Source organism: Bacillus sp. GM2 (genome assembly GCF_056155945.1).
The window spans coordinates 104985-121186 of sequence record NZ_JBRKSZ010000007.1; the positions used below are offsets into that span (position 1 = coordinate 104985).

The window sequence follows — 16202 nt, forward strand, 5'->3', positions numbered from 1 at the left end:
GAAAACACCCTTTCTTTTTACTTGATGGATCCGCTGATTAGACCTTTAACAAGCTGCTTTTGAAGCAGTATAAAAATGATGATGACAGGCAGAACCGATAAAACGGCAAATGACATCAAATCATTCCACTGGATTCCGTATTGGCTGATCACATTGTAAATGCCTGCCGTCAGCGGCCACAGCTCCTGATTTCGGTTGAATGTCATGCTGTAAATCAAATCTCCCCATGTAAAAAAGAAGGAAACCGCTCCGCTGACGGCAATCCCGGGTACGCTGATAGGCAAAATGATGCGGATGAATGCGGTAAAACTGCTGCAGCCGTCGATTTTGGCCGCATCTTCAAGATCCTTGGGGATCCCGAGAAAAAAAGTTCTGAGCATTAAAACCGAAAAAGGAACGCCGAGCGTTGCCCCCGTCAAAATCGGTCCGATATACGTGTTTAATATGTTCAGTTGATTAAAGGCGATAAACAGCGGAGTCAAAACAACGGTGGCAGGCAGCATTTGCGTGATGAGAAACAGTAAAATGAACATTTTTTTGCCCTTGATCCGAAAGCGCGCCAAGCCGTAAGCGGAAGGAACGGCCAATATAAGAACGATGGCGGCAGCCGCCCCGGAAATCAGCAGGCTGTTCAAAAAGTATCCGGCGATGCCTGAAGTGAACACAGCTTCGAAGCTGTCCGTCCGGAATGTCTCGGGCCACAATAAAGGCGGTGTTTTAAACAATTCTGCCTCGCTTTTGAAAGCCGTGGCGATCATCCAGTAAACGGGGAATAAAAAGCCGGCCGTAACGAGGACGCCAATAATGTTAAAGAGCCATTCCTTTTGCTTCGTTTTCATGACATCACCTCATCTTTTTTGATCAGCCGCAAATAGATAAGACTGACCAAAAGAAGAATAAAAAACAGGACATTGGCGCTTGCTGCGCCCATGCTGAATTGAAATTCGTCAAAGGAGTAGCGGTAGCTGACGGTTGACAGGACTTCAGTAGCGTGCACGGGGCCGCCTCCAGTCATCACAAACACAAGGTCGAACACTTTGAACGTATAAATGAAGCCAAGCATCATGACGACGGTGATCACCGGCCGCAATAAGGGCAGGGTCAGATGAATGAATTTCTGAAAAGCATTGGCGCCGTCAAGGCTTGCGCTTTCATAGACGTCTTCCGGAAGGGAGCTGAGACCTGCGGATATGAGCAGCATATTAAAGGGAATGCCGACCCAGATGTTGGCAATAATAACGGACCAGATAGCAATCTTCGGGTCTGACAGCCAGGGGATTGGATTGTCGATCATTCCCCATGATAGGAGCAGCTGATTGAAGACGCCTTCATTTGAAGCCATCATAAACTTGAATAAAAGCGCCGTAACCGTCAGCGGAATGAGCCAGCTCACCATCATCAATCCCCTGAGAAACGGGGCAAGCCGAAATTTCATGCTGAAAAACAAAGCGAGCAAAAAGCCGATTGCAAACTGAAAAACGACGCTTCCGGCCGTGTAAAGCAACGTGTTTTTTAAAGATGCCCAAAATACTTTATCCTGGGCAAGCCGCTGATAATTGTCGATTCCTATATAGCTGATATCCTGTGAGGCTATATTTGCAAGCGACACGTTTTGAAAGCTGAGAATCATGTTGTAGATGAGAGGATAACCGATAAGGGCAAGCATAAAAAGAACGGCCGGAAACAAATAGAAGTACCCTTCCCATTTACGGACAATGGTTCTGATCATGTCAAAACTCCTTCGTGCGCTTAAAGCTAGTTTAAGGCGTTGATTTTTTGTGCGGCCTCATCCAGCGCTTCTTTCGGCGTTTTGCTTTCGCTCAATGCTTCCTGCAGGGCCGTCTGTAAAGCTTCCGAAATTTTCGGCCAGTTTTTCGAAGGACCGCGGGCTGATGCAATCTCCATGATTGGAATGAAGGCTTTTAAATTGTCATCTGTTTTCCAATGACTTGATGATTCGAGCAAATCCTTACGCGGCGGGAATACACCTGTTTCCGCTGTCAGCGTTTCGAGCCGCTCCGGATCGATCAGCCAAGTGATGAAATCCCAGGCGCCGTCGGTGTTTTTTCCTTTAACGACCGCGATATTTTCCCCGCCGAGGGCGGAAGCGAATGTTTGATCTTTCGGGATGTAGGTAATCCCGTAATGTAAGTGCCCGGCTTCTTTCAGCCGTTCAATATTCCAGGAGCCGTTGATCATCATGGCGAGCTGACCTGCTGCAAACTGTCTGGCCAGATCATCCTGGGTGGCGTTTAACACTTCCTTGCTCATTGCGCCTTCTTTGACCAGATCCGTTAAAAACTGCAGGGAAGAGGCTGCTTCTTTTGAATGCAGCTGTTTTAAATCTGCTCCGGAAGACAAAAGAAACGGATAAAATTGAAAAGCGCTTTCCTCTGATTTGACGGCTGACAGGGCAAATCCTTTCGTTTGGCCTTTGCTCATTTTTTTCGCTGCTTTTTTCAGCTCGCTCCACGTTTCAGGCGGCTTGGAAATCCCTGCATCCTTCAAGAGGTCTTTGTTGTAAAACAAAGCAAGCGCATTGCTTGCGAAAGGGATGCCGTAGTACTTCTCTTCATATACGGCTGATGAGAGCGGCCCCTCATAATACCGGTCAGCCTGCCCCCATTGCTCGACTTTCTCCGTCAAATCTTCGAGCACGCCCATGGCGGCGAATGAGGCATTGTCGACATTGTCAAGAAAAACGGCGTCAGGCATGGCATTGCCGGCTGCTCCGACAGACAGCTGCTTTTTCACTTCATTAAAAGGAATGTACTCTGTTACGACTTTATACCGGTCCTGAGACCGATTGTACCGATCGACAAGTTCATGATAAAGTTCCTGCTGCCTGCCGGTGAAATAATCCCAGACTTTGATTTCTTCCGCATGCTTTGCGCCGGTGCAGTTTTTGCAGCCTGTGGAAAAAACGAGAAGAAAGGCGAGGCAGATGACCATCAGACACGATTTTTTCAAAAACGTTCACTCCTTATGAAAAAAGCTTGTTAGTTTAATAGCTAAACTAAGTATATTTGGCCATCGCTTCCAATATGCCAGCAGAGTTTTGCACACGCGGAATGCAGGGTAAACACGGAAACAGCCGGTGCGATGATAACAAAGATCGATTGACACATTTTTCAGATGAAGCATATAATAAGGGTAGACGATATATGCGTATATGCTCATATATAAAATAAAGCCCGGCGCTGAAAAAGAAAGGTGAGAGAGATGGAAAAGGTGAAGCAGGAATACATGTTAAACGGTCTCGACTGCGGCAATTGCGCACAAAAAATTGAGCATGAGATAGCCGGTATGAAAGGGATTGAAGCGTGTTCAGTCAATTTCGCAACAAGCACGCTGACTGTCAAAGTCGACCAAAACAGCGGTGAAGACATTCCTTCAAAAATAAAGAAAAAAGTAACCGAGATCGAACCGCACGTCAACGTAATGTTGAAGGAAGGGACAAAACAAGCTCCATCCGAAGGTGATGGCCGGTTTAAAAAAACGGTTGCAAGACTGGCTGCAGGAACCGTTCTCGGCGCGGCGGGCTTTCTGTTTCCCGGCGGTACCGCAGCTGAGTGGATTCTCTTTTTCCTTGCTTACCTCATCATCGGCGGTGATGTCGTATTAAGGGCCGTCAAAAACATCTTTCGCGGCCGGGTTTTTGATGAGCACTTTTTAATGACGATCGCCACTCTGGGTGCATTTATCATTCAGCAGTATCCCGAGGGTGTGGCGGTTATGCTGTTCTATCAAATAGGCGAGCTGTTCCAGGGAGCCGCGGTCAGCCGCTCCAGGAAATCGATCAGCGATTTGATGGACATCCGTCCCGATTACGCCAATCTTCAAACGGAAGGCGGTACGGTTAAAGTATCTCCTGATGAGGTTAAAGCGGGCGATGTCATCATCGTCAAGCCAGGAGAGAAAGTCCCGCTTGACGGCAAAGTGCGAGCGGGCAAATCGCTTGTCGATACGTCCGCATTAACCGGGGAATCCGTTCCGCGAGAAGCCGTGCCGGGCGAAGAGGTGCTGAGCGGATTTGTCAACAAAAACGGCGTGCTTGAAGTGAAAGTGGACAAAGAATACAGTGAATCAACCGTTTCAAAGATTCTTGACCTCGTCCAGAATGCCAGCAGCAGAAAAGCAAAAACAGAGAACTTTATCACCAAATTCGCCAAGTACTACACGCCTTTTGTTGTCATAGTCGCGCTTCTTCTCGCTTTTGTCCCGCCGCTGATCATTTCCGGAGCCGCGCTGTCGGATTGGGTGTACCGGGCCCTCGTCTTTTTGGTCATTTCTTGTCCGTGCGCCCTCGTCGTTTCCATTCCGCTCGGCTTTTTCGGCGGCATCGGAGCAGCGTCAAAAACGGGTATACTCGTAAAAGGCGGCAATTATTTAGAAGCGCTCAATGATGTCAAATACGCCGTTTTTGACAAAACAGGCACTTTAACAAAAGGCGAATTTGCCGTTGTTAAGCTCTCGCCGGCAGGCCGTGTCAAAGAAGATGAACTGCTTGAATATGCGGCGCTTGCCGAACATTTCTCAGGCCACCCGATCGCCGAGTCGATCCGTGAAGCATACGGGAAGGAAGTCCAAGCGGATCGCATCAAGGATTACAGCGAGACGGCCGGCTTCGGCGTCAGAGCGGTTGTAGACGGAGCCGTCATTTTGGCCGGCAATGCCAAGCTCATGAAGAAATTCGGCATAGAGTATCAAGAGGAAAGCGAAATCGGTACCGTTGTTTATGTAGCCGCCGGCGATACGTTTATCGGCTCGATTGTTATCGCAGACGAAATCAAAGAGGATGCCAAGCGTGCGATCTCTGCTTTGAAAAAAGCGGGGATTAAAAAAACGGTGATGCTGACGGGCGACGCGAAAGAGACCGGTGAGGCGGTCGGCGCGGAACTGTCCATTGATGAAGTGCATGCGGAGCTTCTTCCGCAGCATAAGGTGGACCGCATTGAAGCATTTGACAAGCAAAAGCTTCCAAAAGAAAAGCTGCTATTCGCAGGAGACGGCATCAACGATACGCCGGTCTTGGCGAGAGCGGATATCGGGGTTGCCATGGGAGGCCTTGGCTCTGATGCGGCAGTCGAAGCGGCTGATATTGTGATCATGACGGATCAGCCTTCAAAAATTGCGGAAGCCGTCAGCATTGCCAAGCGGACGAGGGCGATTGTCTGGCAGAATATTATCTTTGCGCTCGGCGTTAAAAGTGTTTTTCTCATCTTGGGTGCTTTCGGCATCGCGACGATGTGGGAAGCCGTCTTTTCAGACGTCGGTGTTACCCTTTTAGCCGTTTTAAATGCGATGAGGGTTTTAAAAGTGAAAGAAATGTAACTTTTTTACCACCTAATGAACTGGAAATTCCTTTTTTAGCATCTTCACGAATGCGGCTTGTCTTGTTAAAATGAAAGAGGTTATCAAACTGGCATACTAAAAAATAAGAATAATGAGGTGTCTAAGTGAAGAAGAAACAGCAGTCACCGATGAAATTTGCAGTGATTATGACAGTCATGGTCGTTTTTCTGATCGGCGCACTTGTCGTAATCAACAATCAAACCCAAAATGCTTCGCAAACCTTTGATGACAAGCCTTCAATTGAAGGACAGCCGCTTCTTGGCAACAAAGATGCGACTGTAACGATCACAGAATTCGGGGATTACAAGTGTCCCAGCTGCAAACAGTGGACTGAGACCGTCTTTCCGGATTTGAAAAAGGATTACATCGATAAAGATCAAGTTAATTTTTCATATATTAACTTCGTCAATGAACAGCACGGCAGAGGCTCTGAATTGAGCGCCCTCGCTTCCGAGCAAGTATGGAAGGAAGATCCGGCTTCATTCTGGAAATTCCATGAAGCGTTGTACAAAGCGCAGCCTGACAATGACACGATGGAAAACGAGTGGGCGACGCCGGCAAAATTGGCGGACATCACGGAAGCGAATACGAAAATCAAACGCGATAAGCTCGTCAGCAGCTTAAATGACAAAACGTTCGCTGAGCAATTAAAAACGGACAATTCGCTCATCAGCAAATACGAAGTAGACTCGACGCCGACAATCTTTGTCAACGGCGTAAAAATCGACAAACCGTTTGATTATGACAAAATCAAAGAAACGATCGACAAAGAGCTGAAAGGCCAGTCTGATGAAAAATAAACTGTTTTTTCTGTACGGCGCCTGGATCGTCTCATTAACGGCGACGCTAGGCAGCCTGTACTTCAGCGAAATCCGTAAATTCATTCCTTGCGAACTGTGCTGGTATCAGCGGATTATGATGTATCCGCTCGTGCTGATCCTTGGAATTGCGACATTTCAGGGCGATGCCCGCGTGAAAAAATACGTGCTGCCGATGGCGGTGATCGGCGCAGGCATTTCCCTGATGCATTACATGGAACAAAAAATTCCCGGATTCAACGGTATTAAACCGTGTGTCACAGGAGTGCCTTGCTCAGGGCAGTATATCAATTGGTTCGGTTTCATCACGATTCCGTTTCTCGCCCTTATCGCATTTATTTTGATTATCATTTTTATGTGCTTTCTCAAGGGGAAAGACGAGTAAAAAGAGCATTGTCTGACAATGCTCTTTTTTTTTACATGTTCAACAAAATAAATGCTATAATATTTGGAAATTATCAAATGGATAAGGATGATGAGGATGGAAATTAAGATTCGTAAAATGAAAAAGCAAGACATCCGACAAGTGCAGCAGATTGCCAAAACAAGCTGGAATCACACTTATGAAGGGATAATCCCTTTCGATATTCAAGAGAAATTCTTGCAGAAAGCGTACAATGATGAGAGAATGCAGCAGCGTTTGGAACACTCGTTAATGCTCGTTTCAGAAGCGGACGGAAAAATCGTCGGCTTTGCTAACTACTCCTTTGTCAGAGAAGGAGGGGAGGCCTATCTCGCTGCCATTTATTTAGCCCCGGAACACCAAGGAAAAGGCATCGGAACCGCATTATTGGAAGAGGGGCTAAAACATTTGGAGGGAGTAAAAAAGATCTTTGTAGAGGTTGAAACGGAAAACCGCACCGGAAAAAACTTTTACAAGGCGAGGGGTTTTGAGGATGTCTCCGAATATGATGAAGACTTTGAAGGGCATATCCTCAAAACGGTCCGAATGGCCTTGCGCGTATAATGCCCGCTTTCACTTCGTGACTTGGACATAGTAGTATAACAAAACCGCCATAATGAAGGCGATGGCTATTGTAAGCAATTTATGTTTTGTCTTTTTCAGCATGCCGGGCCGCTCCTTTCCAAATGTTTTGCTTTCTCAATCACGGCTTTAATGAACGATTCTTTTCCCTTTGTGTAGGAGGTGCGGTCATATGGAAAGCGCTGCGCCAAGGTTTTTTTCAATGTTTCATATTCTTGCCGCTCGGCGGAGTGCTTTCTTAAATAATTTCGGAATCTCAGCTGGTTTTTCCATTCTTCGCTTTGAAAAACATATACGTGCAGATGGTGTGTGCCCGCCCTCCACATCCCCTTTCGAAAAAAGCGCCTGGCCGGGAAGGCTTCGTGAAATACGTGCTCATAACCGAGCTGCTCAAGCGGTTCGATCCACGCTGAAGCTTCGCTGAGACTGTTGACGCCGGCCATCAGATCGAGCACCGGTTTTGCCGCAGCCGGGAACAGAGGTGCTGCCGATATGTTCGACAGCGATAACTTTTTTTCCGAGGGCATCCGTGAGCCGCTGTTTTTCAGATTCAAATTCCTGGACCCACCCGGCTTTCGCTTTTTCGATGATGATCTCCTGTTCCATGTTTTCACCCCTTTAAAAACGTCTTTTTATATTATAAGATATTTTGATTCAGAGAGGGTTGATTTAAAGGTTGGAGAAGTTATAAAATCAAAAAGATTGAAGTTTAGTATGGAGGACACCTTAGATGGCTTGGGAAGTGTTGAGCATCATCGGCACCGTCGCTTTTGCGATCAGCGGAGCGATCGTTGCAATGGAAGAAGAGTATGATATTTTAGGAGTTTATATATTGGGGATTGTGACAGCGTTCGGCGGAGGGGCGATCAGAAACCTGCTCATCGGAGTTCCGGTGTCCGCCTTATGGGAGCAGGGGAGCCTGTTTCTAATCGCTCTTGTTTCGATCACGATCGTTTTTTTGTTTCCGAAGCTCCTGTTAAAGCACTGGAGCATCTGGGGGAGCTTTTCAGACGCGATCGGTCTTGCCGCATTTGCGATACAAGGAGCGCTTTATGCCGTTCACATGAACCATCCGGTCAGCGCGGTGATCGTTGCGGCGGTCTTAACAGGAAGCGGCGGCGGAATGATCCGGGACCTTTTGGCCGGAAGAAAGCCGCTCGTGCTGAAAACCGAGATCTACGCCGTTTGGGCCGCTTTGGGCGGATTCATTATCGGCATGGGCTGGGCGGAGAAACCGCTCACGCTGTATATCCTGTTTGCTTTGCTGGTCGCATGCCGCGTATGTTCGTACATGTTTAACTGGAAGCTGCCGAATCGTTCGCTGCGATCCCACAGCTGAATAGAAAAAAGCCGATTTTTCGTTGATTGAAAAATCGGCTTTTTATATTGATTTGACCAAAGGTTATATGATAAGATGAAGTGTATTTTAACATAAAATTTCAAATATTATAGTATTATCCATTTTTATTTTATCATGAATATTTTTTGATGTCAAATCTTTTTAGGGAGTGGTCAGCGTGCAGGAAAACGGTCAGGAATGGCTGGAAGAGGAAAAACGAATCCGGCTTGTTTTAAAGGAATTGGATCAGAAGCTTCATTCTCTAAAGGGAAAGACCGGCGGATTGAAGGAGGATATCATCGATTTACGGAAACATTTCTGGAGCGATGTCACCGTAAACTTGGCCGATGAAAATGAAGCGGTTGAAACATTTTTTAGCATTAAACAGCAGGCTGAGTTTTTGGCTGAAAGGGAAAGGAGCCATAAGCAGTTTTACAACGAGTTGAAAAACTTGTTAAAAGTGAAAGAATCGCCTTATTTCGGCCGCGTAGATTTTTTGGAGGACGGCGAAGAAAACGCTGAATCCGTCTACATCGGACTCGCCTCTTTAATGGACGAAAAAGAAGAGCGGTTTTTGATTTATGATTGGAGAGCGCCGATTTCAAGTCTGTTTTACAACTATGGTCCCGGTGCGGCTCAATACGAAGTTCCGGACGAGACAGTCAGGGGAACGATTGAGCTGAAAAGGCAATTTCTCTTCAAAAACGGCCGGCTGAAAGCGATGTTTAATACGGATATGGCGATTGGAGATGAAGTCCTTCAGGAAGTCCTGGGGCAGCAGGCAGATATTCAGATGAAAAGCATCGTCGCCACGATTCAAAAAGAACAGAATCAGATTATTCGGAACGAAAGGAGCCGCTTTTTAATTGTTCGGGGAGCGGCTGGCAGCGGAAAAACGTCGGCGGCATTGCAGCGGGCTGCGTATTTGCTGTACCGCGGCCGCGGGCAGATCGAGTCGAGCCAGATGCTGCTATTCTCGCCAAACCTGCTTTTTAACAGCTATGTCGCCAATGTTCTGCCTGAGCTCGGAGAGGAAAACATCCAGCAGACGACATTCCAGGAATTTGTGGCGCGCCGCCTTGGAAAGCAGGTTTCGTGCGAGACTCCGTTCGATCAGCTCGAATATTGTTTAACTGCTTCAGACGATGAGGAGCAGCGCATCCGGATGAAATCAATCGAATTGAAATCCAGTCTGGCCTTCAAAGGCATTATCGATGATTACGTCAAATGTTTGGCAAAAGGGCGTCTGGATCTGGTGTTTAAACATATCGCCTTTCGCGGAAAAAGGATCATTACAAGCGATCAGGTGCGGGAATTTTTCGCGGCCCTTGATCATGCAGATACGCTGTCCAACCGGATTGAACAAACGGGAAAATGGCTGTTACAGCTGCTGAACAAATACGAACGCCAAGAAAGAAAAAAAGACTGGGTCATTGAGGAAAGCGAGCTGCTGGATAAAGAGGAATATTTAAAGGCCTACAAACGTCTTCAGGAAGAACAGCGCTTTACGGAGAATACGTTTGACGATTATGAAAGGGAACAAAGCCTCCTTGCCGCTATCATTGCCGAAAGGGAGTTCAAGCCGCTCAAGCAAGCGGTAAAAGCGTTCGGCTTTATTGATTTTAAAGGAACGTACCTTCAGCTTTTTTCCGGGCGCTATACTCCGCAAACCCGCCCCGATGACTGGCAGAGCATTTGCACATTCACCCAGAAAAGCTTTCGTTTTGAGAAGCTGCCGTATGAAGATGCCGTCCCTTTTTTATATATGAAAAACCAGCTGACAGGCGGGAGAAAAAACACGGCAATCCGCCATTTATTCATTGATGAAGCCCAGGATTACACGCCTTTTCAGCTTGCTTTTTTGAAGAGCCTGTTTCCCGCGTGCAGCATCACAATGCTGGGAGACTTAAACCAGGCGATTCTTGCCCATGCTTATCACGATAAGACGCTCCTGTCGGGAGGCGTGTTTGAAGGCGAAAAAACGGAGATCATCACCTTGAAGCGCAGCTACAGGTCGACGAAAGAAATTGTTGAATTGACAAAACGCATCATCGAGGGAGGCGAAGAGATCGAAGCCTTTAACAGGAACGGCAAAAAACCGACTTTGACAATATCGGCCGACCTTCATGCACATCATAAAAAGATGGCTTCCCTTTTGACCGCCCTTCAAAAAGAAGGACTTGAGACGATTGCAGTCATCTGTAAAACAGTCCGGGAATGCAGGGATGCGTTCCGGCATCTTCAGCAGCATACAGAGCTTAAACTGATCGATAAAGAAACGAGAACGTTTCAAAAAGGCGTGATCGTCATTCCCGTCTATTTGGCGAAAGGGATCGAATTTGATGCCGTCGTCATTTATGACGCTTCTGAAAAACAATACAAAAAAGAAAGAGAGCGGACTCTGTTTTATACGGCGTGCACGAGGGCGATGCATGAGCTCCATCTCTTTTCCCTTGGAAAGGAAACGCGTTTTTTAAACGGTGTTTCAAATGATATGTATACGAAAAGAGAGTGACGCTGTCACCTCTTTTTGTAGAGAAACCAGTGTTTCTATAAGCTTTTTTTTTACAGACTTTTTTACACTAGGCTGAGTCTGTGGCAATCTTCTTATATTCTGGCAGGAGAGATTGTTAAAGAGTTTGTCATCTTAAACAAAAATGAAATGATTGCCATCATTTATAGAGGAAAGTGGTCTGGCTAAATAATATAAAAGCTTTTATTCATCAAATCGCTTCTCTTTTTCTCGAAGATATATAACATATTAAAACTTCTAGTCGATTAACAACCTATTAGATTTCTATTTTCATTTTACATGCAGGAGATTACGAAATCGAAATCGCCAATTGAAATCTGTTATGTTCAATTTTATAATTCTGTACCATAATATAATGCTTTTTAATATTGGGGTTTGATGATTAATTTATTCTGTAATACACTATATATATAGTCTGTTATATATAATAACAAACTCCCCTACACGTAACGGCATATTCATTTGAAGAGGATTTATTGGGAGGGAAATATTTTCATGTCAAACCATTCACCGATTACCCCTGATTTAAGTGACAGTGGTATTCGCTATTTTCAAGCTTATAAGGAAAGCCTTGGTCTTTGGCCAGTTCATTACAAATCTTTCTACGTATCTACCCGTTTCGGCCAAACGCATATTATTGCAAGCGGACCTGAGGATGCCCCGCCGCTTGTATTGCTTCATGGCGCATTATTCAGCTCCACTATGTGGTACCCCAATATCGAGGATTGGAGCAGCAAATACCGAACATATGCAATCGATATCATAGGTGATAAGAACAAAAGCATCCCTGCAGATTTATGCGGTACGAGGGCGGGTTACGCTGATTGGCTTCTCGAAGTGTTCGACGCTTTGGGGATAGAGAAGTCGCACATGGTTGGTCTTTCGCTTGGCGGGCTTCATACGATGAATTTCGTTTTACGTGCGCCAGAGAGAGTAGAAAGCGCAGCTATCCTTAGCCCCGCGGAAACATTTTTGCTGTTTCATCACGATTTTTATCAATACGCTCTTAGCCTCATAGAGCCTGATGGAGTAGAGAATTTCTTAAATTGGATGATGACAGATCGTAATGTGTTACACCCGGTTTTTGCAGAGCAGTTTCATGCAGGCGTAATGTGGCAGGATGGATTAAGACAGCCCAAGCCTAACGCCGACGGATTTCCGTATGTTTTCACTGACGACGAATTAAAATCAGTAAAAGTCCCTATTCTATTATTGCTGGGTGAACATGAAGTCATCTATGACCCGCAATCAGCCTTACATCGCGCCTCAACATTCGTTCCTGGTATTGAAGCGGAAATCATAAAACAGGCAGGTCACGTTTTATCAATGGAACAGCCTCAATACGTAAATGAACGTGTATTACGTTTTTGCAGTAAATAAACCACAGTTTTGTTGTCTATGTCATAGAGATGCAGCGGCTTATACGAGCGGTCATACAAACTTTTTCCAAAGGCTGAGAGTGACGCTGTCACTCTCTTCTTCCATCATATATATCAGTTCTGACATCCAGCACGTTGTTGTTGATGGACACATGGTATTTGTCCTGCCATTCGATTTTGGCATGTTCTTCTTCGTATCCCCAATAAATGTTTTTTCGTTCACCGGTGGCAACCGTTGTCAATTCCCCTCTGACGGAAGGGGAGTTCGTTCCCCCGCCTTTATTCACGCTATACAAATTCAGGTTGTATGCTTGATTCGGCGAAGCGGAAGACTGAATCCAATTTCCTTTCGGCAGATGATTCATCGAGTAAAAATGCGTATAAACGATATATCCGATCGTAATGCCTGACGCAAGCAAAACAGCCAAAATGGCAAACAAGACGCTTCGGCACGGGGACTTCCTCTGCTCTTCTATTTCTCCGTCAATATAAAGCTCCAATTTGTCTCATTCCTTGATGAAAATTGTTTTTTTATAGTTTAAGGAAAAAATCGCATTCTGTCTATTTTCAAGCAGGGTTAACCAAAGAGCGCCGCCATCTCATCCATCACAAACCTGATTTCCTCCTTTGTATTGTAAAAATGCGGGGCTATTCTGATGACGTTGTTTCGCGCTGAGACGATGATATGCTTTTCACGCAAGAGAGCTTCCATACGGCCCGCCTCTTCGGCATACACCGAGATCAGGCTTGTTCTGTTATGTACGGTTTCGGGGCCTGCGATCTTCAGGCCTTTTTCCGCCCCGTATTGCAAAGAGAATGCCGCGAGCTGCCGCAGGTAGGGCTCGATCCTGCCGGGCTCTGCTTCAAGCAGTAGCTTCAGTGCCGCGTCTGCCGCGTAAATGCTGATAAATGACGGTGTCCCCGACTCGAAGCGTTTCGCACCTTCCGCAAAGCATGAATCTAAGGCAAATGGTTTGTTCCTGCCGAACCAGCCGGCCGTCTTCGGCTCAAATTGTCCGCAAAGTTCGCGTTTCATATACAAAAAAGCCGTTCCGGGAATGCCGAGCATGTACTTGCGCGTCCCCGCCGCAAGGATGTCGATATCCATGTCTTTGACATGAATCGGAATGTGTCCGGCAGTTTGATAGGCGTCGACAAATAAAAGCGACCCTTTTTGATGAACAATCTCGGCAATCTGTTTTACATCTTGTTTAAACCCGTTCCGATAGCCGGCATGGGGTACACAAGTCAAGAGCGTCTGCTCGGTAACGTCTTTTTCGTATTGTTCCAAGTCAATCATCCCGTCATCGCTCTGAATGATGATAAGGTGATCTTTGAAGCGGTCTTGCGCAAGCCAAATTTGGCCGACGGCAGGAAAATCGATATCCGTGAAGGCGATCTGCCTTCGGTGGGGTGGCTGCGGCAATGAAGCGGCGACAGCCGCCACTGCGTCAGATACTGACGGCAAAACGGCTATCTCTTCTTTTTCGGCACCGATCAGCATGGCGAATTTTTCCTTGGCCTCATCCATCTTGCCGAGATGCGCTTTCCAGTCTGCACCGGCTGTTAAAAGGCCGTTCTGATACTCATCAACCGCTTTGGCAACAGGCAGAGCCAACGCGCTTCCGGAGCATGCGGCAAGGTGAACATGACCAGACAATATCGGAAATAAAGAACGGTAAGTGTGGAATGGATGCTTCATGATATCCCTCCTCATTAAAGCTTCGAGCGGGCCTGAAAAAAATCCTCTTTTTCACAGTTGAAATAAAGCGGGCAGAAGCCTCTTTAAGCGAAAAAACAAGCGCTGCAGCTGTTTGAAAACTGTCACATTTTCGGGAAGCATTCTTCCGTCAGCATCAAAAGCTCCCATGCTCTGGTGAATCATTATTCAGTGCGATTGCTTTCTTTCATCGTCTGATTTATGATTCAATTAAAGCAATTCAAACAGATGAAAAGGAGCCGAGAGGATGAAACATTACGGTGCAATAGAAGCAGGAGGCACAAAGTTTGTTTGTGCAGTTGGAACAGAAAAGGGAGAAATCATTGACAGGCTGACGATACCGACGGAGACGCCTGAAGAGACCATTGGAAAACTGACCGATTTCTTCAGCAAGTATCAACTCACATCAATGGGAGTGGGCTCTTTTGGACCTATATCCGTTGCAAAAGATAAAGAGGATTACGGATACATAACCAATACGCCGAAATTAGCCTGGAAGGGGTACCCGTTTATTCCCGAGTTGAAAAAAAGGCTCGGCATACCGGTTTCGTTTACGACTGATGTAAACGCTGCCGCGCTTGGCGAACTGACAAAAGGAGCGGCGCAAGGCTTGGAAAGCTGCTTGTATATTACAGTAGGTACAGGAATCGGAGCAGGAGCGATTGTCGGCGGCCGGCTCGTGCAGAGCACGCTCCATCCTGAAATGGGTCACCTTCTCATTAGACGGCATCCGCACGATACGTTTGAAGGAATCTGTCCGTATCACAAGGACTGCCTTGAAGGGATGGCATCGGGTCCGGCGCTTGAAAAGCGCTGGGGGAAAAAGGGCAATGATTTGGCTGAAAACGAGGAAGTTTGGGAGATTGAAGCCGACTACTTAGCGCAGGCTCTCATGCAATATATCTTGATCCTGTGCCCTGAAAAAATCATCATGGGCGGCGGTGTCATGAAGCAGCAGCAGCTGTTCCCGCTGATTCGCAAAAAGCTTGCCGAATATATGAACGGATATGTTGACCTGCCTGATCTTGAAGGATACATCGTGCCGCCGGGTCTCGGCGATGATCAGGGAATCACCGGAGCGCTCGTGTTGGCTCATGAAGCCGATTGAGCAAGTTGTTTTGTAAAATCCACCCAGTGTGAGATAATAACAGCGGTGCGTTTAAAAGCATGAAAAAAAGAAAGGTGGTCGTTCAAAATGGTAAGCAGTTTAAAGGATACTGTGACATTACATAACGGTGTGAAAATGCCATGGTTCGGACTCGGAGTTTTCAAAGTGGAAGAAGGCAGCCAAGTCGTAGAATCTGTGAAAGCAGCCATTAAAAACGGATACCGGAGCATTGACACAGCCGCTATCTATCAAAACGAAGAAGGCGTCGGCAAAGGGATTAAAGAAGCAGGCGTTCCCCGCGAAGAGCTTTTCATCACGTCAAAGGTTTGGAACAGCGATCAGGGATATGAAAAAACATTGGCGGCTTTTGATGAAAGCCTTCGAAAACTCGGCCTTGACTACCTTGATTTATATTTGATTCATTGGCCTGGAAAAGACAAATATAAAGATACGTGGCGCGCACTAGAAAAGCTGTACAAAGACGGCAGAGTGAAAGCGATCGGCGTCAGCAACTTCAATGTGCACCATTTGGAAAGCTTATTGGAAGATGCGGAAATTAAACCGATGGTCAATCAGGTTGAGTTCCATCCGCGGCTGACTCAGGCTGAACTCAGAGACTACTGCAAAAAACAGGGCATTCAGGTGGAAGCATGGTCTCCGCTCATGCAGGGAAAACTCCTCGATGATCAAGTGCTGACTGACATCGCTAAAAAATACAACAAATCCGTCGCTCAAGTCATCCTGCGCTGGGATTTGCAAAATGAAGTCGTCACCATTCCGAAGTCAATCAAAGAGCACCGCATTATTGAAAATGCCGACATATTTGACTTTGAATTAACAGCGGAAGATGTCGAAAAAATCAACGCTCTTAACAAAGATGAGCGCGTCGGTCCCGATCCTGACACAATGGTTCACGGATTCGAATAAGCATAAGAAAATCCCGGGTTCATAAAAACCCGGGATTT

The 16202-nt window shown here is 46.4% G+C and carries 16 protein-coding genes and 1 pseudogene; 9 read left to right on the top strand and 8 right to left on the bottom strand.

The annotated features are described in order from the left end of the window. Nucleotides 1-17: 17 nt before the first annotated feature. From ACVC9U_RS01315 to ACVC9U_RS01325, 3 genes are read right to left on the bottom strand one after another with little or no spacing between them, the layout of a single operon-like run. Entirely contained in the window at nucleotides 18-839 is an 822-nt protein-coding gene (locus ACVC9U_RS01315) for a carbohydrate ABC transporter permease (protein WP_441390054.1), read from the bottom strand. Beyond that, nucleotides 836-1729 carry a carbohydrate ABC transporter permease gene (locus ACVC9U_RS01320; protein ID WP_145652006.1) on the bottom strand — a complete coding sequence of 298 codons (894 nt, stop codon included), beginning with the start codon at nucleotides 1727-1729 and terminating at the stop codon, nucleotides 836-838. Before ACVC9U_RS01320 ends, ACVC9U_RS01315 begins: the two co-directional genes overlap by 4 nt. Nucleotides 1730-1755: 26 nt before the next feature. Further along, entirely contained in the window at nucleotides 1756-2970 is a 1215-nt protein-coding gene (locus ACVC9U_RS01325) for an ABC transporter substrate-binding protein (protein WP_441390055.1), read from the bottom strand. 252 nt (nucleotides 2971-3222) lie between these two features. Between ACVC9U_RS01325 and ACVC9U_RS01330 the strand changes: the two genes are divergently transcribed. The 4 genes from ACVC9U_RS01330 (at nucleotide 3223) to ACVC9U_RS01345 (ending at nucleotide 7140) form a co-directional block, all read left to right on the top strand. Continuing rightward, nucleotides 3223-5334 carry a heavy metal translocating P-type ATPase gene (locus ACVC9U_RS01330; RefSeq protein ID WP_441390056.1) on the top strand — a complete coding sequence of 704 codons (2112 nt, stop codon included), beginning with the start codon at nucleotides 3223-3225 and terminating at the stop codon, nucleotides 5332-5334. 125 nt (nucleotides 5335-5459) lie between these two features. After that, on the top strand, nucleotides 5460-6155 hold the full coding sequence (locus ACVC9U_RS01335) for a thioredoxin domain-containing protein (protein ID WP_048350387.1): 696 nt from the start codon (nucleotides 5460-5462) through the stop codon (nucleotides 6153-6155). Continuing rightward, on the top strand, nucleotides 6145-6558 hold the full coding sequence (locus ACVC9U_RS01340; RefSeq protein WP_048350388.1) for a disulfide oxidoreductase: 414 nt from the start codon (nucleotides 6145-6147) through the stop codon (nucleotides 6556-6558). Before ACVC9U_RS01335 ends, ACVC9U_RS01340 begins: the two co-directional genes overlap by 11 nt. Nucleotides 6559-6654: 96 nt before the next feature. Further along, the gene (locus ACVC9U_RS01345) at nucleotides 6655-7140 is read left to right on the top strand and encodes a GNAT family N-acetyltransferase (protein WP_048350389.1); all 486 of its coding nucleotides are present in this window, start codon (nucleotides 6655-6657) and stop codon (nucleotides 7138-7140) included. Between the two features lie 95 nt (nucleotides 7141-7235). Here ACVC9U_RS01345 and ACVC9U_RS01350 read toward each other — a convergent pair whose 3' ends face one another. Together ACVC9U_RS01350 and ACVC9U_RS01355 are read right to left on the bottom strand one after the other, a co-directional pair. Beyond that, complete coding sequence (locus ACVC9U_RS01350; protein ID WP_441390057.1) at nucleotides 7236-7601, bottom strand: GrpB family protein; 366 nt, start codon at nucleotides 7599-7601, stop codon at nucleotides 7236-7238. After that, a complete protein-coding gene (locus tag ACVC9U_RS01355; RefSeq protein WP_441390058.1) occupies nucleotides 7549-7764 on the bottom strand; it encodes a GrpB family protein in 216 nt (71 codons plus the stop codon). Before ACVC9U_RS01355 ends, ACVC9U_RS01350 begins: the two co-directional genes overlap by 53 nt. A 124-nt stretch (nucleotides 7765-7888) precedes the next feature. On the opposite strand from ACVC9U_RS01355, the gene ACVC9U_RS01360 reads away from it, so the two are divergent. Further along, nucleotides 7889-8497, top strand: a complete 609-nt coding sequence (locus tag ACVC9U_RS01360; protein WP_003185205.1) for a trimeric intracellular cation channel family protein — start codon at nucleotides 7889-7891, stop codon at nucleotides 8495-8497. A gap of 178 nt (nucleotides 8498-8675) precedes the next feature. After that, nucleotides 8676-11012, top strand: coding sequence for an RNA polymerase recycling motor HelD (gene helD, locus ACVC9U_RS01365; RefSeq protein WP_075751375.1), 2337 nt, complete (start codon nucleotides 8676-8678; stop codon nucleotides 11010-11012). Between the two features lie 107 nt (nucleotides 11013-11119). Here helD and ACVC9U_RS01370 read toward each other — a convergent pair. Further along, a pseudogene (locus tag ACVC9U_RS01370) lies at nucleotides 11120-11217 on the bottom strand (hypothetical protein); the annotation flags it as partial. A gap of 308 nt (nucleotides 11218-11525) precedes the next feature. Between ACVC9U_RS01370 and ACVC9U_RS01375 the strand changes: the two are divergent. Next, nucleotides 11526-12410: an alpha/beta fold hydrolase gene (locus ACVC9U_RS01375; RefSeq protein WP_075751374.1), complete on the top strand. Its 885-nt coding sequence runs from the start codon at nucleotides 11526-11528 to the stop codon at nucleotides 12408-12410. Between the two features lie 88 nt (nucleotides 12411-12498). Here the strand turns inward: ACVC9U_RS01375 and ACVC9U_RS01380 are convergent, their stop codons facing one another. After that, nucleotides 12499-12909 carry a DUF5412 domain-containing protein gene (locus ACVC9U_RS01380; protein WP_075751373.1) on the bottom strand — a complete coding sequence of 137 codons (411 nt, stop codon included), beginning with the start codon at nucleotides 12907-12909 and terminating at the stop codon, nucleotides 12499-12501. A gap of 77 nt (nucleotides 12910-12986) precedes the next feature. After that, nucleotides 12987-14111, bottom strand: coding sequence for an aminotransferase class V-fold PLP-dependent enzyme (locus tag ACVC9U_RS01385; RefSeq protein WP_075751372.1), 1125 nt, complete (start codon nucleotides 14109-14111; stop codon nucleotides 12987-12989). A gap of 265 nt (nucleotides 14112-14376) precedes the next feature. Between ACVC9U_RS01385 and ACVC9U_RS01390 the strand changes: the two genes are divergently transcribed. Then, the gene (locus ACVC9U_RS01390) at nucleotides 14377-15237 is read left to right on the top strand and encodes an ROK family protein (RefSeq protein WP_075751371.1); all 861 of its coding nucleotides are present in this window, start codon (nucleotides 14377-14379) and stop codon (nucleotides 15235-15237) included. Between the two features lie 87 nt (nucleotides 15238-15324). After that, nucleotides 15325-16164: an aldo/keto reductase gene (locus ACVC9U_RS01395; RefSeq protein WP_075751370.1), complete on the top strand. Its 840-nt coding sequence runs from the start codon at nucleotides 15325-15327 to the stop codon at nucleotides 16162-16164. Nucleotides 16165-16202 lie beyond the last annotated feature (38 nt).

Bases quoted from the DNA above. Each gene is read 5' to 3' on its own strand.
- ACVC9U_RS01315 (WP_441390054.1), bottom strand. From the start codon at position 839: ATGAAAACGAAGCAAAAGGAATGGCTCTTTAACATTATTGGCGTCCTC.
- ACVC9U_RS01320 (WP_145652006.1), bottom strand. From the start codon at position 1,729: ATGATCAGAACCATTGTCCGTAAATGGGAAGGGTACTTCTATTTGTTT.
- ACVC9U_RS01375 (WP_075751374.1), top strand. From the start codon at position 11,526: ATGTCAAACCATTCACCGATTACCCCTGATTTAAGTGACAGTGGTATT.
- ACVC9U_RS01340 (WP_048350388.1), top strand. From the start codon at position 6,145: ATGAAAAATAAACTGTTTTTTCTGTACGGCGCCTGGATCGTCTCATTA.
- ACVC9U_RS01355 (WP_441390058.1), bottom strand. From the start codon at position 7,764: ATGGAACAGGAGATCATCATCGAAAAAGCGAAAGCCGGGTGGGTCCAG.
- ACVC9U_RS01395 (WP_075751370.1), top strand. From the start codon at position 15,325: ATGGTAAGCAGTTTAAAGGATACTGTGACATTACATAACGGTGTGAAA.
- ACVC9U_RS01345 (WP_048350389.1), top strand. From the start codon at position 6,655: ATGGAAATTAAGATTCGTAAAATGAAAAAGCAAGACATCCGACAAGTG.
- ACVC9U_RS01390 (WP_075751371.1), top strand. From the start codon at position 14,377: ATGAAACATTACGGTGCAATAGAAGCAGGAGGCACAAAGTTTGTTTGT.
- ACVC9U_RS01330 (WP_441390056.1), top strand. From the start codon at position 3,223: ATGGAAAAGGTGAAGCAGGAATACATGTTAAACGGTCTCGACTGCGGC.
- ACVC9U_RS01360 (WP_003185205.1), top strand. From the start codon at position 7,889: ATGGCTTGGGAAGTGTTGAGCATCATCGGCACCGTCGCTTTTGCGATC.
- ACVC9U_RS01385 (WP_075751372.1), bottom strand. From the start codon at position 14,111: ATGAAGCATCCATTCCACACTTACCGTTCTTTATTTCCGATATTGTCT.
- ACVC9U_RS01350 (WP_441390057.1), bottom strand. From the start codon at position 7,601: ATGGCCGGCGTCAACAGTCTCAGCGAAGCTTCAGCGTGGATCGAACCG.